This is a genomic window from Parabacteroides caeci (assembly GCF_023656795.1).
GTDB classification, from domain to species: Bacteria; Bacteroidota; Bacteroidia; order Bacteroidales; family Tannerellaceae; genus Parabacteroides; species Parabacteroides segnis.
In genome coordinates, this window is record NZ_JAMOKT010000016.1 from 12,596 (window position 1) to 34,997 (window position 22,402).

Here is a 22,402-nt window from a genome sequence, read left to right on the forward strand (position 1 = left end):
AAAGAAGTCAAAACACAACCATATTGCGTCAATATGTTACACAAATAGATTTTATCATAACACGTGAATTCTTCAAATCTTATCTCCTACAGGATTTGTTTTTACAATAATTAACAACGATCATTCTTACCATCCAGCTCTCAGTTCATTTTAAAGAAATTTCCATCTCGTTTAAAACGAGTTTTTTTTCGTTTTAAACGAGATGAAGATTTATTATAAGCAAAAAACAGTGCAAATAGATGTTAATTGACAATCTCAAAAGGACTTTTCAAGCTCCGAATTGTATGTTTACGAACAGTTTTTTTCTCCAGAACGATTCAAAAACAGTGCATAATTAAAATATCGTTATATCAAACAATCATCATTTATTTCAGAAAAAGGATTCATATATCCTTTTTAATTTCCTATTATGGCAGAATTACTTCACCATCAAGAGCATTATAACATCTTCAACCCCTCCGAGGTTTGTATAAAAAACAGCACCTCTTCCACCAATCTTATACAGATCCTTCACCAGCCACTTGATATAGCATTTTGATATTCCGGCAGTTCGGGATTTTCATCTGTCAATTTGCTGACAAATGTTTTCGTTAATAAATCAAAATCATCACATATATTTTTAAACTTAATAACCTTCGTCGTGTCTATCTTCTCGTACCCGGAAACCAGTCCGGGAGAATGTTTGTTAGATACAGATAATACATTAGTTATGAAATTGGGAAGGTACTTATTATGGTTATTTTTTATCCTCTTTTCTTTGCCGGCATTTGCGCAGCAGGGTGGAGTTGACATCACCGGAACGGTGGTAGAAGATGGAAGCAATGAGCCAATCGAACAGGCGACAGTACGCTTGTTGAATGTAAAAGACAGCACGATGGTTGGCGGTGTAGCCAGTTCGCGTAATGGTAATTTTACACTGAAAGGTATTAAAGCCGGCAGTTATTTATTGCATGTCAGCTTTGTGGGATTCGATCCTTTATACCAACCCATCCGTATCACCGGAAAAACAAATCCTGTCAAATTAGGTAAATTAGCATTAAGCGACGGAGCTATCCAGCTGGGTGAAGCCGTCGTGATCGGCAAGGCTCCGGAAGTGGTCGTTCGCAACGACACGGTCGAATATAATGCCGACTCTTACAAGACAACCGAAGGGGCTGTCCTGGAAGACCTTCTGAAAAAGATGCCCGGCGTGGAAGTTGACAGCGAAGGAAAGATTACCGTCAATGGAAAAGAAGTCAAGAAAGTATTGATAGACGGAAAAGAATTTTTCTCCGACGACCCGAAAGTAGCTTCCAAAAACCTGCCTTCTAAAATGGTGGAAAAAGTACAGGTGTTGGACCGCCTGAGCGATATGGCACGGATGACCGGATTCGATGACGGGGATGAAGAAACCGTGATCAACCTGACTGTCAAGCCAGGAATGAAGCAAGGATGGTTCGGCAATGCCTTTGCCGGCTATGGAAGCGAAGATCGGTATGAAGGTAATTTCATGGTGAATCGGTTTATCAACAACGACCAGTTCACACTTATGGGAGGTATCAATAACACGAACAATATGGGATTCTCCGATATTGCCTCTAACATGTTCTCCGGTATGGGAGGACGACGGGGCGGACGGTCGGGAGGAGCCGGGAACGGTATCACCACCTCCGGAAACGTAGGTCTGAACTTCAGCAAAGAATTCAACTCTAAAATGACCCTGGGAGGTAATGTCCGTTATTCACATTCCGACAATGAAGCGAACAGTAAAATCAACCGGACAAATATTTTGCCGAACGACAGTTCTACTATCTATAACGAAATAAACAACAGTAATACGAAAAGCGATAACGTCGGTGCCGATTTCCGTATGGAATGGAAGCCGGATTCGGCAACCCAGATCATTTTCCAGCCTAGTTTCAGTTATAGCAACAGCCATAACCGGGAGTTCGGTTCGTTCAACACACTGACAAACCTGGGCGATACGGTCAACCTCGGAGAATCCGATTACGTATCCGACGGTGAAGGTTACAACCTTAATGCACGACTGGAGTTCAGCCGTAAGCTGAATGACGAAGGGCGTGTCTTCAGTGGTTCTTTAACCGGAGGGCTCAGCGATTCCTACAACAAAGGATTGAATTACTCGAACACAGAATATTTCATGGGGAAAAACCAAGATGAACTGATCGACCAGCAATTCAGATATGATAACAAAGGGTTTAACTACCGCGTTTATTTATCATGGGTCGAGCCGATCGGGCATAACAATTTCATCCAGGCAACCTACAGTATCAGCCAGAATAAACAGGAATCCCTGAAAAACTCTTATGTAAGGGGAGAAGACAGCGAAGATTATAATGTACTTGACACTGCATACAGCAAAAGTTACCGCAATAACTTCATCAACCAGCAGGCAAGCCTGGCCTTTAAGGCTGTCCGGGAAAAATATGATTATACCATCGGCATGAACCTGGAGCCTTCGCACAGTGTAAGTGAGAATTTTGTAGGCGACACGACCCTTTCAAAGCTGACGCGCAACGTTGTCAACCTGTCACCGATGATCCGGTTCAACTACCGGTTCGATAAACGTACCAACCTGCGCATCAACTATCGCGGACGTACCAGCCAGCCGTCGATGACCCAGCTGCAACCCGTAGCCGACATCTCCGACCCGCTGAACACTATCACCGGTAATCCGGATTTGAAACCTACTTATTCAAATAACTTCTCTGCCCGTTACCAGAAATTTATTCCGGAAAAGCAGACAGCTCTCATGTTGATGTTGAATGCCAACTATGTTGTCAACGACATCGTTAAGAAGTCTATTTATGTTGGGGAATCAGGAAAGAAGATGACGACTTATGAAAATGTCAACGGGAACTACAACGGTAATTTCCGCGTCATGTTCAACACGCCACTGAAGAACAGAAAGTTCTCCGTTAACTCGATGACAATGGCCTCTTTTGCAAATGTAAACGGTTTCATCAACGAAGAAAAAAATACGAACAAGAATTATTCGGCCATGGAACGTGCCGGTATCGATTTTCGTTCGGATTATATCGACCTGGGAGTAAACGGAAACTTCCGTTATAGTGGGACTAAGAACTCTTTGCAAAACCAGAACGACCAGAATATTTACAATTATGGCGTGGGAGGAACTACGACCATTTATCTTCCACTCGATTTCAAGATTGAAAGTGACATAACCTGGTCGGCCAACTCCGGTTACGCAGCCGGATACCAACAGAAGGAAGTTTTATGGAATGCATCCGCATCCAAATCTTTCCTGAAAGGGAACCAGGCGACATTGCGTTTCAAAATTTATGATATCCTGCAACAACGCAGTAATATCTCTCAGAGCGTAACAGCTGACTATACACAATATTCGGAATACAATACGTTGAGTAGTTACTTCATGGTTCACTTCATTTACAGGTTCAGCATCTTTAAAGGGGGAGCTTCTGCAAGCGATATGCGCGGACCGGGTGGCAGAGGCCATGGCGGACCGGGCGGCCCTCCTCCACGGTTCTAAACAAGGGCTGAATAAAAGAGATAGCGACGGTAAAAGTCTTCATAAACTTTTATCGCCGCTACCGTTTCTCCTATACATTATTATATATAGCTACACTTTCAGGCTATACGGTTCGCGTATCGGATTTCCTCTCCGTCTGTTGGCTTCGTCGTCAAAGAAAAATTCTTCTTTTTCCGGATTCCACACCAGTTTGCGGTCAAACTCGTAACAAAGATTTACGATATGGCAAAGCGAAGCCGTACGATGTCCGATCTCAACGGTACTAAGCGGCTGTTTGCGAGTCTTCATTGCTGTGAGGAAATCATTGTAATGATCGTCGCTCTTATACAATTTGATCTTGTCATCACCGATCACTTCATCCTGTAATTTAGCAGGTATCGTATCCAGAAAACTACGGCTGATATCGATCACACCGTCCGAACCGATAAAGCGGACTGCATTTCCATCCGCCTTACGGAAAGGCTCATGCGTCATTACTGTTCCGTTGGCATAACGCATACTAAGCGGTTTCAGTTCTCCTTCCTCAGGAGGAGTAAACTCAATCGGGCCGGAATCGTCCATACCCAAAGCCCATTGGGCTATGTCAAACATGTGGGCACCCCAGTCACAGATCATACCGCCACCGTATTCCCGGTAATTACGCCAGTTCGGGAACATATTCCGTTCCATAGGCGGAGCCAGTTCCTCATTATATACATTCATGGGAGCCGGCCCGATCCACATTTCCCAGTCCAGCGTCTTGGGAACCGGTTGCGCCGGAAGATCATATTTAACAGGAGGAGGTCCGATGGAAACTTTTACTTCTTTTATCTCACCGATATACCCATTACGGACCAGTTCACAGGCATGGCGGAAGTTTCGCCATGAACGTTGCATGTTGCCGACCTGCAATACCCGGTTATATTTCTCTACGGCATCGGCCATGGCACGTCCTTCCTCGATACTGTGCGACATGGGTTTCTCCACATACACATCTTTTCCGGCACGGCAGGCTTCAATAGTCTGTACCGCATGCCAGTGATCCGGTGTGGCAATAATCACGCCATCGATATCGCTGCGGTTCAGTAGTTCATGATAGTCGGCATACAATTTAAAACCTTTATAGGCCTGTCCTTTTGCCTTTTCGGTTTCTTTTTCGACAATTGCCTGCATAGCATTCAACTGCCGGGATTCACAGTCGGATGCTGCGATCAGATTCGCACGGCGGGCAAACTCCGGAGCTAACGTCCAACGTCCCTGTGCCCCGCAACCGATAATCCCGAGATTTATCTGATCGCTGGGAGCGACAAAATTCGTTCCACCTAAAATGTGACGGGGTAAAATAGTGAAGCCGGCAAGAACCAATGCCCCACTCCTGATGAAGTTTCTTCTTTTCATTATGTCTGCATTATGGTATTAGAGAAATTGAGATATTTCCACAAATCTATAAATAATACCTTAAAATACAAACACTTGAACAGTATTATATTCTGAATATCTTCCGTCTAAAAGTGAGACAGGAAAGCTTTTATCAATGAAGGATTAAGTAAAGCCGGGAACAGAAAACCATATACCGCCCCGTAAAAATGGGCATTGTGGTTGATATTGTCTCCCGCACGTTTAGCCATATATTGACAATAAGCCAGGTAAACTACTCCAAAGATAATTCCCGGTACAGGAATGATCGCAAACAGTAATATTTTACTCCAGGGGTCGAACAATATATAGGAAAACAGAATCGCCGATACGGCTCCCGATGCTCCAATGGAGACATAATAAGGATCATTATGATGTTTCACCAAGTCATAAATGGAAGCAAAGATCATCCCTCCGAAATAAAGTGCCAGAAATCCCCAGGTTCCGAAACCCAGATAACCGAAAACCGTTTCTATATAGGTTCCGAACGACCAGAACGTAAACATATTGACTAACAGGTGCGTCATATCCGCATGAACGAAGCCATGCGTTATCAACCGGTACCATTCATTATTCTTTACCGTGCGAAAAGGTATCAACGCCAGCTTACGGAACAATTCCGCATTATTGAAACAGAGATAAGACACTAAAACGGTTATACCTATAATAATATATGTAATCATCTTCTTTTATTTGATATATCCGCAAATGTAGTAAAGATTTGTTATTTACAAATTACCTTACTACCTTTATCAACCTGTAACAAAGTATAAAAAGAATGCTGGCAGCCATACACATACAATGGGTCGTTGGAGTAATATTCATTATATTATACTCCGTCACCATCCTGGGACTGGTTCTGGTTATTATAGCGGAAAACAGAAATCCGTTAAAAACCATTCCCTGGGTCATCGTATTGTTGCTGGCTCCGGGTATCGGCCTGCTGTTTTATTTCTTCTTCGGACAGGACAACCGGAAACAGCGTATCATCTCCCGAAGAACCTACAAACGTATTATGAAGCGACCGCAGGAAGGCAAACTTCCGCAGGACGCCTGTACTGTCCCCGGTCCGTACCAACCGTTAGTCACATTGCTGAGTAACAACAATCAGTCTTCCCTGCTCTATGGCAGCGAGATTAAAATATATACGAACGGAGCTGACAAATTCAAGGATTTACTGGACGATATACAAAAGGCAAAACATCATATCCACTTTCAATATTATATCTTTTGTGACGATGAAGTCGGGGCACGGTTCAAAGATGCCCTGATTGCAAAGGCAAAAGAAGGGGTCCAGGTACGAGTTTTATACGATGACGTAGGCTGCTGGAACGTAAAAAACAGTTTCTTCGACGAAATGCAGGAAGCCGGAATTGAGGTATATGCCTTTTTGAAAGTAGCATTCCCGGTCTTCACCAGCAAAGTGAACTACCGGAATCACCGGAAGATTGTCGTTATAGACGGGCAGATCGGCTATATGGGTGGTATGAATATTGCCGATCGCTATGAGAAAGGTACGGAATGGGGTATCTGGCGCGATACTCATTTCAGGATAATAGGAAAAGGAGTACACGGCCTCCAGTCCGCTTTCCTGATCGACTGGTATGTTATCAGTAAGAAATTGCTGAACGACAAAATATATTATCCGCCGACTCCGATATACCATGACGACAATATCATGCAGATAGCTACCAGTGGTCCGGTCGGGCAATGGCGCACGCTGTTGCAGGCCTATATCTTTGCCATCGCTAATGCCAAAAAGTACATTTATATACAAACCCCTTATTTCCTTCCGACCGAAGGATTGAACCAGGCACTGCTGATCGCAGCGTTGGGAGGTATCGATGTACGTCTTATGCTACCCAAACGCTCGGATACCCGCAGCGCTAATATGGCGACACACTCTTTCATTGACGAGATGGTGAAGGCTGGTGTGAAAGTATATTTCTATGAGCCGGGATTCCTCCATTCCAAACTGATGATAACCGACGATGCGCTTGCCTGCATCGGATCAGCCAATATGGACTTCCGGAGCTTCGAACACAATTTCGAGATAAATGCATTCGTCTATCAACCGTCTTTCGCCATACAGATGAAGCGGGTGTTCATGCACGATATGCACAGCTGCGAACGGCTGATTCCTTCACGCTGGCTAAAACGGCCAATCAAACAGCGCCTCGCCGAATCGTTCATGCGCCTGTTCTCGCCGCTCCTTTAAGCCTTTTCTTCTTTTATGAAAATACTGAAATTCACCGAACCGTATACACGTTGCTGGTCAAAATACGGTAGGTGGGAGAAATCATTCGTTTTCGGATGCTCCATCACGAAGATACCGCCGTCACGCAATAAGTCACGCTCAAAAACCAAGGCAGGAACCTCCGGCAGTTCCTTCAACGCATAAGGGGGATCGGCAAAGATAAAATCAAAACCCTGTTTCGGTGCCGAATGAAGATAACGGAACACATCGCCACGGATCAGATGAAGCGAATCTGTCTTTAACTCTTTCGCTACCTTTGCGATGAAAGAGGCATGTGCATTGTTCTTCTCGACAGCCGTCACGCTTTTGCATTCTCTCGACAGTAGTTCGAAAGAGATACTCCCCGTTCCGGCAAACAAATCCAGCGCATCGGCACCTTCCAGGTCGGTCAGGTTGTTGATCACATTAAAGAGATTCTCTTTCGCAAAGTCAGTAGTCGGCCGTGCACTGAAAGAAGACGGTACGTCAAAACGCCTCCGGCCATATATTCCGCTTATAATTCGCATACAGATAAAGCTATTAAATCCAACGGGGCCTGAACAACCTCGGCACCCAACAAATAAGCATCCGACGGTATCTCGGCCGGACTTATATATTGTATATAATTACGTAATGTAGTTGTTATGCTGTTACGCAGGGAGACACCTCCATAGATATGAAGCTGGTCCCTCTCCTGGTCCATACCGACCTGTTTCCATACATATAATATATAGTACAGGATATCATCCGGCTTATCATACTCAAACGTATTGACAAAAAGTAGTTTCCCCTGTGCAAAACAAACCACGTCCATCATCTTCCGGTGCAGCACTACATACAATTGCCGGGGGATCAACATACGGCTCTGCTGTTTCCATAAAGCCAACTGGGGAGTAATATGGTGGATGAACGACGGATTGATCAACGAGCGGGAACAAAACTCATACACCTCTTCATTCATGCCGAACACGACCTCTGCCGCCTCACGTGTCAGCAAATTATGCAGACATTTATTCTCCGGGGCAGAAAACGTAAACGACAGCAGATCCGTTTTCTGCTTGTCCGTAAAGACTTCCTCCGGCACCACCGTATACTGCGGCGTGACACAAACCAGGTTCGTCCGCCTATACGAATAAGTCATAAACTCGTGCTCAAAGAAAAACTCTTTCAGGGAAGAGACATAAGGTTTCGTCCGGTCGAACTCCACGTTTCTGTAAAAGAAAGTCTCGCTCTCCGAAGGGCTGTATCCTGAAAAAGAAAGTCCATCCGACCTAAGCCGAATGGACATTATGTATTTTCCAGAATTATCAGCAGTCAACGTATCAGGAATACTGATAGTCATAAGCAATTGATTATTCCCAGTTACCTGCGTTGTTATTAATTTCAGTCAGTGAACCAACACGTAAACCCGGATATTTTTCCAGCTTTTCAGCTTTGTCCTTCAGGTTTACAACCAACTGTTTGTCCAGGTCACCCAGATAATCGTCATACTTAACGCCTGCTTCAAATACTTTTACAGTATAACCGGAACCGGAAGTCAGTGTAGCTGTATCCATAGAGAACTTAACGCTTGTTCCCGGAACATTGGCCAGATCGTCAGCATTGTAGCTGGCACCGAACAAGGTATCTTTTGCCAAGACCCAGATAGTATCACGTCGGATCAAACCTTTCTTCACAGCTTCTTTCTCTGTCATACCTTTTTCCAGCTGCTCGTCAGTCAAAACACCTTCCTTGATCAAGAACGGAAGCTTATCTTCCTTCAGGAACTTAACCAAGTCATTGAAACTACCAGCATGAGTCTTATACACATTCTTGTACTCGATCTGAGCTTTACGAATATCGATCAGACGAGCTTTAATAAGACTTTCACGCGCATCTTTTGCTTCATTGAATTCAATCGGCGTCATGATGCTTCTGTAGCAAATGTAAACTAGCAGGAGAACTGCAGCAGCTAATAAAATCTTTAATGTAACTTTCATGGTTTGTATTGTTTTTTTGAATTTATTTCGTTCGGCAAATTTAAAAAAGAATATTTAATACACTACCTTTATCACCAAAATTATTGCAATCAAAATGATAAATAGTTATTTAAGCCGCCAAATTACGCAAAATTTCCCACATAATCCGACAGAAGACCAGTTTTCTGCATTAAAAACGCTCACGGATTTTCTGCTTTCGGTGGAATCGGACACACTCCTGTTGCTGAAAGGATACGCAGGAACCGGAAAAACGTCGTTGGTCGGTGCCTTGGTCAAGACTCTGAACGAACTGCAACAAAAAACATTTCTGCTGGCTCCAACAGGCAGGGCAGCTAAGGTTTTTTCGAATTATTCGGGGCAAAAGGCTTATACGATCCATAAAAAGATTTACCGCCAGAAGGCATTCTCCAACGAGCCGACCGGATTCATGCCTGCTGATAATTTACATAAAGATACGTTATTTATTGTTGATGAAGCGTCCATGATTTCCAATGACGGAATCGACTCGATTTCTTTCGGGACGGGACGGTTGCTCGACGACCTGATACAATATGTTTATTCGGGGGAGAACTGCCGCCTGATCCTGATGGGCGACGTAGCCCAGTTGCCGCCTGTCATGCAGACCGAAAGCCCGGCACTCAACCCGGAAATACTCAGAGGATACAACCTGCAAGTACAGGAAATCACCCTGACACAGGTCGTCAGGCAAAGCGAAGATTCGGGTATTCTGCTCAATGCAACCCGTTTGCGGGATGCGCTACGGAATAACACCGTAGAAATCTATCCTAAACTTCAGTTGAAAGGTTTCACCGACTTCAGAAAGGTCAACGGGGATGAACTGATCGAGGAAATATCATCGGCCTACAGCCATGACGGGATCGAAGAAACAATGATCATCACGCGCTCCAACAAACGAGCCACCATCTACAATAACGGCATCCGCAACCGGATACTGTACCGGGAAGAGGAATTATCGACCGGCGACCGCTTAATGGTTGCCAAAAACAATTATTACTGGACCAGCGACTGCAAGGAAATGGACTTCATCGCCAACGGCGAAATCGTACAGATACTCCGTGTCAGACGGACGACCGAGCTTTACGGCTTTCGTTTTGCCGATGTGACCGTCCGCTTTCAGGATTACGACCTGGAACTGGATATAAAGATACTGCTCGACACCCTACAGACCGACACCCCTGCCCTGCCGAAAGAGCTAAACGACAAGCTGTTCTTCACCATCCTGGAAGATTATGACGATATCCCCACCAAAGCCGGAAAAATGAAGAAGATGAAAGCCGATCCGCATTACAATGTAGTACAGGTAAAATATGCCTATGCCATCACCTGCCATAAGGCACAGGGCGGACAATGGATGAATGTCTTCCTCGATATCGGATATATGACGGAAGAAATGCTGGGAGAAGATTTCTACCGGTGGCTGTATACCGCTTTCACCCGTGCCACCCATCGGCTATATCTGGTTAATTTACCGGATGAATTTGTTGAGTGACAGCACACTTTTTCACATATTAAGTACGTTACATAAATAGAAATAGTTATTTTTGCTGCAATATAAGACAGAGAGGTCGCAAATAGTGCCTTTTGGGACACAACGCCTCTTGCAAATTAAAATAAAGGAATGGCAAATAAAGAAAAAATAGATTATCTGTTACTTGATATCAAGGAACTGGAGACGTTGATAGCCGGTATGCGCGACGCAGAAGTATATCCGGTATCCTTCTTTAGCCAGACATTCAATCTGACGCATAAAATACTGAATGACCTTCATTCGCTGGAAACTGCACAGATTGAAATGTTACGTAAACAAATGGAAGCCCATCAGGCATTGATACAGTCACTTCCGAACCCGGTTGCCACCGCGGCACCCGCTCCCGAAGAATACAAACCGGAAGTAAAAGAACCGGAAGTAAAAGAAGAGCCGGTCGCAGAACCCGTAATCGCCCCGGAGCCAAAGGTGGAACCCGTACAGGAAGTTATCATCGAAAAGACGGAAATCGTCACCGAGGAAAAGGTTACCGTCCAACCGGAGCCGGTCCGTCAGCCGGAAACAGTCAAAGAGGAAGTTGTTATCCCGGAACCGGCCGTCACCGTACAGCCTGAACCGGTACGCCCTATCGGACCGGTAGGACATAAAACTCAGCCCGAACCTCCCCATAAATCCGTCACTTCGGAAAAGCAAAGTGTTTTCCTGAGTGACATTCTGGAGAAGAAGAACCTGTCCGACTTCCGCAAGGCATTCAGCCTGAACGACCGTTTCCGTTTCCGTCGCGAACTGTTCGGTGGCAATGAAGAGAAAATGAACAAGGCGATTACCGACCTCAACGAGATCCATTCGTATGAAGAATCGGTAACCTACCTGAATAACGAACTGAAATGGAACATAGAAGATGAAGCCGTAGCCGACTTCATCAAGCTATTGGAAAAACGATTCCTCTGAAGAATTGAAAATTATGGCAAAGTTAACAGTTGTACCGACTCCCGTAGGAAACCTGGAAGACATGACCTTCCGGGCCATCCGTGTGCTGAAGGAAGCCGACCTGATCCTGGCCGAAGACACCCGCACGACCGGTATTCTGCTGAAACATTTCGAGATACAGAACAAGATGCAGTCGCACCACAAGTTTAACGAACATAAGACTGTGGAGCAGATCGCTTCCCGCATCAAAGGCGGCGAAAACATCGCACTCGTATCCGACGCCGGGACACCGGCCATCTCCGACCCGGGCTTTATGCTCGTCAGGGAATGTGTGCGGCAGGGTGTCGACGTGGAATGTCTGCCGGGAGCAACCGCATTTGTTCCGGCCCTCGTGGCCTCCGGGCTACCGAACGAAAAGTTTTGTTTCGAAGGATTCCTTCCCCAGAAGAAAGGCCGTCAGACCCGCCTGAAGGAGTTGGCCGTCGAATACAGGACGATCATTTTTTACGAATCACCTTTCCGACTGGTAAAGACGCTAACCCAACTAGCCGAATTCTTCGGAACCGACCGACAAGTATCCGTGTCGCGCGAAATATCCAAGCTGCACGAAGAGACCGTCCGCGGAACCCTGGAAGAGGTTATAGCACATTTTACCGTGAACGATCCGAGAGGTGAGATTGTTATTGTATTAGCAGGCTTAAAAGATAAAAAGGAAAAAGAGACAGAAAAAGATGTTTAACTCAAAAAACAAAAAGAACATGAAGAAGTTATTATTAGCTTGTACCTGCGCGACATTGCTGGTTTCCTGCGGACAGAACTCAGCCGAATACAAAAAGCTGAAAGCCGAAAACGATTCTCTGAAGATCGAGAATACGAAAGCGACCAGCGAGATGAACGAGATCCTCACTACATTGAATGATGTAGAGGCAGACATACAATCTATCCGCGATGCGGAAAACTATCTGAACCTTCAGCAGCAGACTGGCGGTGAATTCAGCAAAAGCAACCGCGAACAGATCAAGCAGAACATGCAACTGATCAGCGAAACTCTGAAAAAGAACAAGGAAACGATCAGCCAGCTGGAAGACAAGCTGAAAAAGAGCGGTATCCAATCAGCAGCCCTGCGGAAAACAATCAGCCGCCTTTCTTCCGAACTGGACCAGAAAGCTACGATGATCGTCGCTTTGCAGGAAGACCTGGCAAAGAAAAATGTACGTATCCAGGAACTGGACGAAATGGTCTCTTCACTGAACGAAGATGTGGAAAACCTGGCTACAACAGCTGCCGCCCAATCTGAAAAACTGGGCGAACAGGACAAAGCGCTCAACACGGCTTACTACTGCTTCGGCACGGCAAAAGAACTGAAAGACCAGAAAATCCTTTCCGGCGGTGGCCTTTTCTCCAAATCAAAAGTATTGCAGAGCGGTTTCAACAAGGATTACTTCATCTCTGTCGACGTTCGTGAAGTAAAGGAAATTCCTTTATTTGCAGCAAAGGCAAAACTGAAATCCAACCATCCGGAAGGTTCTTACGAATTCGTGAAAGACGAAGACGGCAACCTGACACTAAACATCACAGACCCGAAAACATTCTGGAGCCTGGGCAAATACCTGGTGATCGAAGTAGGATGATGAAATACAAAAACCTCTTTATAGATCTGGACGATACCCTTTGGGATACGTACCATAATAATAAAGAATGCCTCGAAGAGCTTTATACCGATCACCACTTTGACCGGTATTATGCCTCCTTCGAGGCTTTCTTTGCTATCTATTGGCCGCACAACGAGCTACTTTGGAAGCAATACCGTGCGGGAGAGATCGACAGGCAGACGCTTATCATCGACCGCTTCCGTTATATGCTGCGCCCGATGGGCATCGAAGATACCCAGGCGGTACTGGCCGTCAACAATGATTTCCTCAGGCGCACGACCACCAAGACACGGCTGGTTCCCGGCGCGATCGAACTGCTGGAATATCTTCGTCCTTCCTACCGCCTGTATATCCTGTCGAACGGCTTCCGCGAAGTGCAGGACAAGAAACTGCGCAACTCCGGCCTGGCACCTTATTTCAAGCGGATGATCCTGTCGGAAGACGCAGGTATCCAGAAACCGCACAAGGGCATCTTCGACTTTGCCCTGATCAATACCAACTCCCGCCGCAACGAGACGCTGATGATCGGCGACTGCTTCGAGGCCGACATCTTCGGCGCCCGCCAATCGCGGATAGACCAACTCTGGTTCAACCCGCAGGGACTGCCGCCCCAGGAGTTTACCCCGACCTATACGGTCAGCAGCCTGGAAGAGATAAAAAATATTTTGTAAATAGAATACCCAAAGGGGAGGGAGAGTAGATAATCTAATTGCATTATCAAAATGAACTATCATACTATCATATTCTCTTTTAATACGCATGTAATAAGCATATTACACCATGACAGCTATCATTTTCAACTATCATTTAACTGTCATAATCCGTCATAACCTTGTCTTGAAACCTGATACACTACAGTCTTTTTCTACTAAGTATATTGCTTATTTTCAACAGTATAGTTATTTATGTTGCCTGACACCCAGCTCTCAACAACCTTTACACCCGGGTCTGAGCATCGTCGACATCCGGGTGTAAAACAGGTCGAAACGGGCATCTTAAAAACAAAAAGCAAGTATTCCCGGAGAATTAGTCTATTGTTTTAGAGAAATTATTAAGTAGGGAAGAGCAATATGAGATGCAGAATACTCTTCTTTACAGTGATTTTTCGGGAGGTAAAAGAGCAATGATTTTGTTAAATATGTATCATATGCCCGGATAAAATGAGGGTATGATAGGTGATATGATAGTTGTGGCTTTCAACTATCAAACACTAATAGATTAGTAATAAACACATTACATCCATTTATGACAGTATGATGGTTGATTTGCTGAAAAACCTTATTGGAAAAGGTTCAAATATAGCAATAATCGAATCATCTGTTTATTGACTGGTTGTAACTGGCTCCCCTCTTGAGAGGGGGTAGGGGGTGTGTTAAAGCCAGTCAATAAAACAAGCCTTGTTACAGGTTTATTTGCCGTTTGCTTCAGCTGACGGATTAGTCAAGGGGTTATCTCATTGGACTTTAGTCCCATTTCTTACAGGTTTCTATCTAGGAGAAATGTGGCTGAAGCCAAAAGAGAGAAACAACTTGTAAACCGTCAGCTGAAGCAAACGGCAAATGAACCTGTAATAGTCAAGTGACTCTGATTATGGAGGTTGTATGGCGGGGATATGACCCCCCCCCTTCCCCCTCTCCAGAGGGGAGCCAGTTACAACCAGTTGCTATAAAAGATAGCTCAAACCTGATAAATTTTGAATGAATCCCAATCCCCCAATTTATGGTGAAAAGTGGCAAAGCCGGACACGTTCCTTATCAGAATTCCGAAGTAAAATGGAACCTGATATCCGGGAAATCCTGCTGTGCCATGGTCAGCACATAACCGGAATCGGCCAGGTAGACGTCACGCCCTTCTTTGTCGAGCGCCATATACTGGGATTTACGTTTCTTGAAATTCTCTAAAGCAACAGGATTGTCACTCTCGATCCAGCAGGCTTTGTACAGGCTGATCGGTTCCCATTTACATTGTGCGCCGTATTCATGCAGCAAGCGGTACTGGATAACCTCAAACTGCAACTGCCCTACCGTACCGATAATCTTGCGGCCATTGAACTGGTTGGTGAAAAGCTGTGCCACACCTTCGTCCATCAACTGCTCGATACCTTTGTTCAATTGCTTGGCTTTCATCGGATCGGCATTTTCAATGTATTTGAACATTTCCGGAGAGAAGCTGGGCAATCCCTTGAAATGAAGTTCTTCACCGGAAGTCAGCGTATCACCGATCTTGAAATTCCCGGTATCCGGCAAACCGATAATATCGCCGGCAAAAGCCTCGTCCACCGTCTCCTTCTTCTGTGCCATAAAAGCAGTCGGGCTACTGAAACGCACTTGTTTGCCAAAGCGGACATGTTTATAAGGAGCGTTACGCTCGAAACGGCCGGAACAGATCTTCACGAAAGCAATACAACTGCGATGGTTCGGGTCCATATTGGCATGTATCTTAAAGATAAAGCCGGTAAAGCTATCCTCTTCCGGTTCAACCACACGTTCCACCGCCTGGATAGGACGGGGAGACGGAGCAATCTTGATAAAGCAATCCAGCAACTCCTTCACACCGAAGTTGTTCAGGGCAGAGCCGAAAAAGACAGGGGCTATATCCCCTTTCAGATACGTATCGACATCGAACTCCGGATAAACGCCTTCGATCAACTCGATGTCCGCACGCAACTTTTCTGCCAGCGTATCGCCGATATGGTTTTCCAGCTCCGGGCTGTTGATGTCGTTGAACTCGATCTTTTCCGTCACATACTGTTTGCTCGGCGTATAGAGGTCGAGTTTCTGTTCATATATATTATATACCCCTTTGAAACGCTGTCCCATATCGATCGGCCAGCTCAGAGGGCGCACCTTTATCTGCAATTCTTCTTCTATCTCATCCAGAAGGTCGAAAGGATCTTTACCGTCACGGTCCATCTTGTTGACAAACACGATCACCGGTGTCTTGCGCATACGGCAGACTTCCATCAACTTACGGGTCTGGGCTTCCACACCTTTGGCAATGTCGATTACAATAATTACACTGTCTACGGCTGTTAACGTACGGAAAGTATCTTCGGCAAAGTCCTGGTGGCCCGGGGTATCGAGGATATTTACTTTATGGTCGTCATAGTCGAAAGCCATCACAGAGGTTGCAACGGAGATTCCACGTTGTTTTTCTATTTCCATCCAGTCGGAGGTCGCTGTCTTTTTGATCTTGTTGGACTTAACAGCTCCTGCCACATGGATCGCGCCACCGAACAACAGTAGTTTTTCCGTCAATGTGGTCTTACCGGCATCCGGGTGGCTGACAATAGCAAACGTTCTTCTTCTTTTAATCTCTTCTGAATACTGACTCATTTTTATATCGTTTATTTTATTTCAAACAGGGTTATGAACAGGGTTTTCAACATACTTATCAACATATCAACAGGGTTATCAACAACCTACAGTTTCTCCATGCAAACGCGGAGACTCTCTTCCCAATGCGGGATGACAATGCCGTATGTTTCTTTTATCTTCCTCTTATTCAACACGCTATAAGGAGGACGGACCGCCTTTGTCGGGTAATCTTTCGTTTCGATCGGACGGACGCGGCATTCTATTCCGGCCACCTCAAGGATTTTCACCGTAAAATCATACCAACTGCAAACACCTTCATTGGAAAAATGATAAATCCCCGGCACAAAGGCATCCCGCTCGCCAGAGTCAACCACCGTGAGAATGGCTGCTGCCAGGTCGCCTGCATAAGTCGGCGTCCCGATCTGGTCGAATACGAAACCGAGCTCATCCCGTTCTTTTCCCAGACGGAGCACGGTCTTCACGAAATTATTCCCGAACTCCGAATATAACCAGGCGGTACGGATAATCACCGCATCGGGACAAACTTCCTGTAAAATCTCTTCACCGGCCAATTTGGTCCGGCCGTAAGCCGAAACAGGACGAGTGGCATCGGTCTCCACATAAGGACGACAGTTTGTTCCACTAAATACATAATCGGTAGAGATGTGAATCATTTTAGCTCCCGCCTCATGTGCAGCTTTACCCAGTACACCGACAGCAAAAGTATTGATGCGGCGGCACAGGGCTTCGTCGTCTTCCGCCTTATCGACGGCTGTATAGGCGGCACAGTTCAATATATAGTTCACTCCGTTGTCCTTTATCATCGCCCGCACAGCAGCAGGATCGGTAATGTCCAACGTGTCGACATCTGTAAACAGGAAATTATATCCGGAATATTTGCCGGCAAACAAACGAATCGAATTACCCAGTTGCCCATTGGCACCGGTTACCAGAATTGTTTTCATGTCATTAATCTTCTAATTTCAATTCTCCGTTCATATCTTCACGATACTTTTCGGCAAGGAGGGCCAAAAAAGAACTGATCTGTTTGATCGCTTCCTGCGTTTCCGGACTGACGGTCTTTCCCTGCATACGGAGAAGCAGATAGCCATAGATTGCATTAAAACAGGTCTCCAGTTCAGGTAAGTCCTCTCCTCCGGATTTTGCGCGGAGTTGTACTATATAAGGGAGCGTTTTATAGTAGGCCGCCCCGTAAACCATTTCTTTCGTAGATTTAAGCAGCCGCAGATGCAGGTCGGTCAGGGCAATGATGACATTCTTGTTCAACTGGATATGTCCTTTTTCCTTGACACCTTCGCTACGCATCATCTCAATCAGTTCCTCATACCATCCGGCTATTTCTTCCTTCACTTCGTCCGGCTGGTCGTATTGGGCGATCACCGTACGGCGGATCGAATCGATGTCAAACTGGTTGGCACGTATCAGGTCTTCCACCTGCCACATGTATAACAAATACTCGGCTATATTTTCTTTTCTTTTTTGCTTCGCTACAATCATGGTTGCAAAGATACACTATATTCGGATATCGCCCGATAGAAATCAGCATCTTTAACACCTAACTGACGGCATGCCAGACGTGCAGCATTGAGGTTTGTCAGGAAATAACTGTCCGGGACATGTATCGGGAAATCCCCGTAACGGGTCTGGAGGAACGTCGCCCCGTCTTTCTCGATCACAGGATGTTCGCCGTAAGAGATAGCTGTAATATCCTCGCGCACTTCCTCTGCCAGTTGCTTCACAGCCGGGTCGCCTTCAAAATAGATCAGTTTGCCTTCACGCTCGATCAGGGTCGTGAAGTTCCTGAACGTATCATAATAAGCATCCGGAGTGGGATGGTCGGTATCCGGTGTCCATGACAGATTGGTCAATATCGCGATATGGGGACGGAAAAACTCCAGCTGGAAACGTTTCTCCAAAGCAGACGTAACATGTTCATCTCCTTCGATCAGGGCAATACGTGCTTCATAGCTCATATGTACACGGTTCGGCAACAAAGGAATCTCACTGGTCAGGGCATAGTCGAAGGCCAACTTCTGCCGCTGAAGGGCACGAATAATCATCGAGATAATTGTCTTCTTTCCGCGGCTTCCCGCAACAACTACCCGTGTCTTCTCTTTGGTCCGCTGAAATATAAATTCAGGTATAGAGAGAATTAATAACCCTAATTCCTTAGCTCTTATCAGTTCCGGATTATCCTGTTTGACAGTGGCACCCAGAACGACAAAATTATTATCCTTTGTTAATCTCTCCGGAAACCAACCGTTTCCATGACAAGTACAACCGGCAGCGTGCAGCTTTGCTATCACATCTTCTGTTATACCATTGCCGGAAACACTCACATCATATCCCTTCTCATGAATAGCCAAAGCCAGGTCAAGCACAAGAGGTTCGGTTACGGAGATTAAATGAACTTTTCGCATCACTTTGAATTTGTCGCAAATGTACACATTTTCATCAAGCATCAACGTATAAGGAATAGAAAAAACATGCTTATCTTTGACACAAAAAAAGTGAAATGGATATACAGATAATCGATACGGGCTACTTTTATGCAGATGGCGGCGCCATGTTCGGAGCGATTCCGAAAACTGCCTGGAGCCGGCGTTACCCCAGCAACGAAACAAACGGCTGCGTCCTGGCAATGAGGAGCCTGCTCATATCAACCGTTCCTGAAAAAGTGATCCTTATCGACAACGGAGCAGGCACGAAACATCTCCGGCAACTGAGCTATTATAATTTCTTCGACCTGGTCGATCTGGGGGAAGAATTACATAAGCGCGGCATCTCGCCCGGACAAGTGACGGACGTTGTCCTCACCCACCTGCATTTTGACCATTGCGGTTATTCAACCTTAAAAAATGAAGAGACGGGAGAAATCTATCCGGCCTTTCCCAACGCAACATACTGGGTCAGCCGCAGGCAATGGGAAAATTTCCTGCATCCGAACGCACTGGAAAAGGATTCTTACTTCATAGAAAACATGAAGGCGATAGCCGACAACGGGCAACTGCGCCTCATCGATGCCGACACGCAGCTTTGTCCGGACATCGACCTGCGCCTCTTCGACGGACATACGCCGGGACAGATCGTACCTTATATTCAAACCGGCGGACAGACTTTCGTCTTTGCCGGAGACGTGATTCCCCTGGCAGCCAGTGTTTCGCCGGAGTGGATTTCGGCTTACGATACTTTCCCGGTCACTTCTTATCAGGAAAAAGTCCGCATGCTGGAAGAAGCCGCCAGGGAAGGTCAAGTCCTTATTTACTGTCATGATGCTTATACCAGATGCAGTACGGTAAAGAAAGTCAACGACTTTTTCAAGAAAGATAAAACAATAGAAATATAGTAAGTTTACCGATTAGCATCCGGATTCATTTCAGAAATAAAATAAATCACTATCTTTGGAAACAATCTGTTACAGATCATAAGATATATGAAAAAGACATTATCATTTATAACTTTTAATAACGCATGAATAAACTAAGCAAACTAACGCTGTTATGTGCAGCTTTTGCCGGAATGATGGCATGTTCCGATGGTAAAGTCGCGAAAGGCGATTACGGCATCATCCCTCTTCCGCAGGAAGTTTCCATGGTCAATGGAAGCTCTTTTGTGTTAACGCCTTCTACTTCTATCATTTACCCGGAAGGGAATGACTTACTGAAACAGGCTGGCGAGTTCCTGGCTTCTTATATTAAGGAAGCAACCGGCTATGCCCCGAAAGTGGGGACGGCAAAAAGTTCCAAGCCGATCCATTTGTCGGTCGACAAAAGCATCTCCAACCCTGAAGGTTACCGGCTGACCGTTACTCCGGAAGGAATCGAGATTGCTGGCGCGAGCGAAGCCGGCGTATTCTACGGCGTACAGACTTTACGCAAATCGATTCCCGCAGTAGCCGAGGGGATGAACATCGAACTCCCGGCCGTAACGATCAACGACTATCCCCGTTTCGCTTATCGCGGAATGCATCTGGATGTGTCGCGCCACTTCTTCCCGACTGATTCTATTAAGAAATACATCGACATATTGGCATTGCACAATATGAACACTCTCCACTGGCATCTTTCCGACGACCAGGGATGGCGTATCGAGATCAAGAAATATCCGGAACTGACGACAATCGGTTCCCAACGCAAAGAAACAGTGATCGGACGTAACTCCGGTGAATATGACGGCAAGCCTTATGGCGGTTTCTATACTCAGAACGAAATCCGCGACGTCATTGCCTACGCCAAAGAACGCTTCGTCACAATCATCCCCGAGATCGACCTGCCCGGACACCAGCAGGCAGCATTGGCGGCTTATCCGGACCTGGGTTGTACAGGCGGCCCGTATGAAGTATGGACACAATGGGGCATTTCCGACGATGTGATCTGTGCCGGAAACGACAAGGCAATGCAGTTCCTGGAGGATGTGCTGTCAGAGGTAATCGACCTGTTCCCGTCCGAATATATCCATATCGGAGGCGATGAATGTCCGAAAGTACGCTGGAAAACTTGTCCGAAATGCCAGGCACGCATCAAAGCGGAAGGCATCAAGGGAGACCAGAAACACAGCGCCGAAGAATATCTGCAAAGCTACGTGATCTCACGCATGGAAAAATTTGTGGAAAGCAAAGGACGCCATATCATCGGCTGGGATGAAATCCTGGAAGGCGGACTGGCTCCGAATGCGACGGTAATGAGCTGGCGTGGTGTTGACGGCGGTATCGAGGCTGCCAAACAGCATCACAATGTGATCATGACACCGAATACCTACCTTTATTTCGACTATTACCAGTCTACCGACACAGAAAACGAACCGCTGGCTATCGGAGGTTACCTGCCGCTGGAACGGGTTTATTCACTGGAACCGACTACCGGTATTCCTGACGAATATAAGAAATATGTGATCGGTGTACAGGCAAACCTTTGGACAGAGTATATCCCGACATTCTCACAGGTTGAATACATGGTTATGCCGCGTATGACAGCCCTTGCCGAAGTGCAGTGGACCGACCCGAGTAAGAAGGAATATAAGAGCTTCCTGCCCCGCCTGGTCCGTATGACAAAACTGTATGACCGCCTGGGTTACAACTATGCCAAGAATATCTTTGACATTCACGCAGAATTTACCACTGATACGGAGAACAGCGAAGTCGTCGTAAATCTCTCTACCCTGGGTGACGGTGATATCTACTACACACTCGATGGCAGCGAACCGACAAGCGCAAGCAATAAATATGAAGCCCCCGTAAAGATCAAGAAAAACGCAACCATAAAAGCCGTTGTCGTTCGTCCGACAGGCAACAGCCGCGTATTCTCTGAAAAAATCAATTTCAGCAAATCGACAGCAAAACCCGTTACTTTGCGTGTAGCCCCGAGTAAAGGATACGAATTCAAAGGTGGTCCTGAAATGACAGACGGCCTGACCGGTGATACGAATTACAAAACCGGCCGTTGGCTGGGTTTCCAGGGAAAAGACCTGGATGCGGCAATCGACCTGAAACAGCCGGTTGAAATCAGCAAGGTGGCTTTCAACACCAATGTGGTCAAAGGCGACTGGATCATGGGCGCTGCCGGAGTTACCGTAAAGGTATCCGAAGACGGTAAGAACTTCAGGGAAGTGGTATCCAAAACAATCCCGTCCCTGAAACAAACCGATAAGGATGGTATCTATCCGCAGGAAATTACCTTCGATCCGGTAAAAGCCCGTTACGTGGAAGTGATCATCAAAAGCGACAAGCTGCCGGCATGGCATGGCGGCGCAGGTAATCCGGCCTATCTGTTCGTAGACGAAATTATTATTCAATAGGGTAAAACATCAACATAAAAGCCGTCTAAAAGACTTACCTCTTTCCGACAGTAAGTCTTTC

At 45.9% G+C, this 22,402-nt stretch carries 18 protein-coding genes; 9 read left to right on the forward strand and 9 right to left on the reverse strand.

All coding sequences use genetic code 11. From position 1 onward, the window contains the following. Positions 1–709 precede the first annotated feature (709 nt). Positions 710–3,511, forward strand: a complete 2,802-nt coding sequence (locus NBH15_RS10205; protein WP_128135050.1) for a TonB-dependent receptor — start codon at positions 710–712, stop codon at positions 3,509–3,511. Positions 3,512–3,601: 90 nt separating this feature from the next. Here NBH15_RS10205 and NBH15_RS10210 read toward each other — a convergent pair whose 3' ends face one another. Both NBH15_RS10210 and NBH15_RS10215 read right to left on the reverse strand, forming a co-directional pair. Continuing rightward, a complete protein-coding gene (locus NBH15_RS10210) occupies positions 3,602–4,888 on the reverse strand; it encodes a Gfo/Idh/MocA family protein (protein ID WP_128135049.1) in 1,287 nt (428 codons plus the stop codon). 107 nt (positions 4,889–4,995) lie between these two features. Continuing rightward, a complete protein-coding gene (locus tag NBH15_RS10215; RefSeq protein ID WP_128135048.1) occupies positions 4,996–5,589 on the reverse strand; it encodes a rhomboid family intramembrane serine protease in 594 nt (197 codons plus the stop codon). 95 nt (positions 5,590–5,684) lie between these two features. On the opposite strand from NBH15_RS10215, the gene cls reads away from it, so the two are divergent. Further along, positions 5,685–7,124, forward strand: a complete 1,440-nt coding sequence (gene cls / locus NBH15_RS10220) for a cardiolipin synthase (protein WP_128135047.1) — start codon at positions 5,685–5,687, stop codon at positions 7,122–7,124. On the opposite strand, the gene rsmD is transcribed toward cls, so the two are convergent. From rsmD to NBH15_RS10235, 3 genes are read right to left on the reverse strand one after another with little or no spacing between them, the layout of a single operon-like run. Continuing rightward, positions 7,121–7,669, reverse strand: a complete 549-nt coding sequence (rsmD, locus tag NBH15_RS10225) for a 16S rRNA (guanine(966)-N(2))-methyltransferase RsmD (RefSeq protein WP_009859705.1) — start codon at positions 7,667–7,669, stop codon at positions 7,121–7,123. The two genes, cls and rsmD, sit on opposite strands and share 4 nt — an antisense overlap. Beyond that, on the reverse strand, positions 7,657–8,484 hold the full coding sequence (locus NBH15_RS10230; protein WP_128135046.1) for a DUF3822 family protein: 828 nt from the start codon (positions 8,482–8,484) through the stop codon (positions 7,657–7,659). Before NBH15_RS10230 ends, rsmD begins: the two co-directional genes overlap by 13 nt. A 10-nt stretch (positions 8,485–8,494) precedes the next feature. Further along, a complete protein-coding gene (locus NBH15_RS10235; RefSeq protein ID WP_010800638.1) occupies positions 8,495–9,121 on the reverse strand; it encodes a hypothetical protein in 627 nt (208 codons plus the stop codon). A 94-nt stretch (positions 9,122–9,215) separates the two neighbouring features. Between NBH15_RS10235 and NBH15_RS10240 the strand changes: the two genes are divergently transcribed. The 5 genes from NBH15_RS10240 to NBH15_RS10260 all read left to right on the forward strand — a co-directional run bounded on the left by NBH15_RS10240 (position 9,216) and on the right by NBH15_RS10260 (position 13,881). After that, the gene (locus NBH15_RS10240) at positions 9,216–10,631 is read left to right on the forward strand and encodes an ATP-dependent DNA helicase (RefSeq protein WP_250822600.1); all 1,416 of its coding nucleotides are present in this window, start codon (positions 9,216–9,218) and stop codon (positions 10,629–10,631) included. A gap of 129 nt (positions 10,632–10,760) precedes the next feature. Next, positions 10,761–11,579: a DUF8457 domain-containing protein gene (locus NBH15_RS10245; protein WP_128135044.1), complete on the forward strand. Its 819-nt coding sequence runs from the start codon at positions 10,761–10,763 to the stop codon at positions 11,577–11,579. A gap of 13 nt (positions 11,580–11,592) precedes the next feature. Continuing rightward, positions 11,593–12,297, forward strand: coding sequence for a 16S rRNA (cytidine(1402)-2'-O)-methyltransferase (gene rsmI, locus NBH15_RS10250; protein ID WP_009859710.1), 705 nt, complete (start codon positions 11,593–11,595; stop codon positions 12,295–12,297). 19 nt (positions 12,298–12,316) lie between these two features. Further along, positions 12,317–13,189: a Cbp1 family collagen-binding glycoprotein adhesin gene (locus tag NBH15_RS10255; RefSeq protein ID WP_128135043.1), complete on the forward strand. Its 873-nt coding sequence runs from the start codon at positions 12,317–12,319 to the stop codon at positions 13,187–13,189. Then, positions 13,189–13,881 carry a YjjG family noncanonical pyrimidine nucleotidase gene (locus NBH15_RS10260; protein WP_186960207.1) on the forward strand — a complete coding sequence of 231 codons (693 nt, stop codon included), beginning with the start codon at positions 13,189–13,191 and terminating at the stop codon, positions 13,879–13,881. The genes NBH15_RS10255 and NBH15_RS10260 overlap by 1 nt, the downstream gene beginning before the upstream one ends. A gap of 1,083 nt (positions 13,882–14,964) precedes the next feature. Here the strand turns inward: NBH15_RS10260 and NBH15_RS10265 are convergent. The 4 genes from NBH15_RS10265 to NBH15_RS10280 form a co-directional block, all read right to left on the reverse strand. Next, positions 14,965–16,545, reverse strand: a complete 1,581-nt coding sequence (locus NBH15_RS10265) for a peptide chain release factor 3 (protein ID WP_186960209.1) — start codon at positions 16,543–16,545, stop codon at positions 14,965–14,967. Positions 16,546–16,631: 86 nt separating this feature from the next. Beyond that, positions 16,632–17,492 carry a dTDP-4-dehydrorhamnose reductase gene (gene rfbD, locus NBH15_RS10270; RefSeq protein ID WP_128133861.1) on the reverse strand — a complete coding sequence of 287 codons (861 nt, stop codon included), beginning with the start codon at positions 17,490–17,492 and terminating at the stop codon, positions 16,632–16,634. Between the two features lie 4 nt (positions 17,493–17,496). Beyond that, complete coding sequence (locus tag NBH15_RS10275) at positions 17,497–18,045, reverse strand: DUF4924 family protein (RefSeq protein ID WP_128133860.1); 549 nt, start codon at positions 18,043–18,045, stop codon at positions 17,497–17,499. Next, on the reverse strand, positions 18,042–18,968 hold the full coding sequence (locus NBH15_RS10280; RefSeq protein ID WP_046146539.1) for a Mur ligase family protein: 927 nt from the start codon (positions 18,966–18,968) through the stop codon (positions 18,042–18,044). Before NBH15_RS10280 ends, NBH15_RS10275 begins: the two co-directional genes overlap by 4 nt. 95 nt (positions 18,969–19,063) lie before the next feature. Here NBH15_RS10280 and NBH15_RS10285 point away from each other — a divergent pair, with 95 nt between their 5' ends. Both NBH15_RS10285 and NBH15_RS10290 read left to right on the forward strand, forming a co-directional pair. Continuing rightward, positions 19,064–19,894: an MBL fold metallo-hydrolase gene (locus NBH15_RS10285; protein WP_128133859.1), complete on the forward strand. Its 831-nt coding sequence runs from the start codon at positions 19,064–19,066 to the stop codon at positions 19,892–19,894. 125 nt (positions 19,895–20,019) lie between these two features. Then, on the forward strand, positions 20,020–22,341 hold the full coding sequence (locus tag NBH15_RS10290; RefSeq protein ID WP_250822601.1) for a glycoside hydrolase family 20 protein: 2,322 nt from the start codon (positions 20,020–20,022) through the stop codon (positions 22,339–22,341). Positions 22,342–22,402 lie beyond the last annotated feature (61 nt).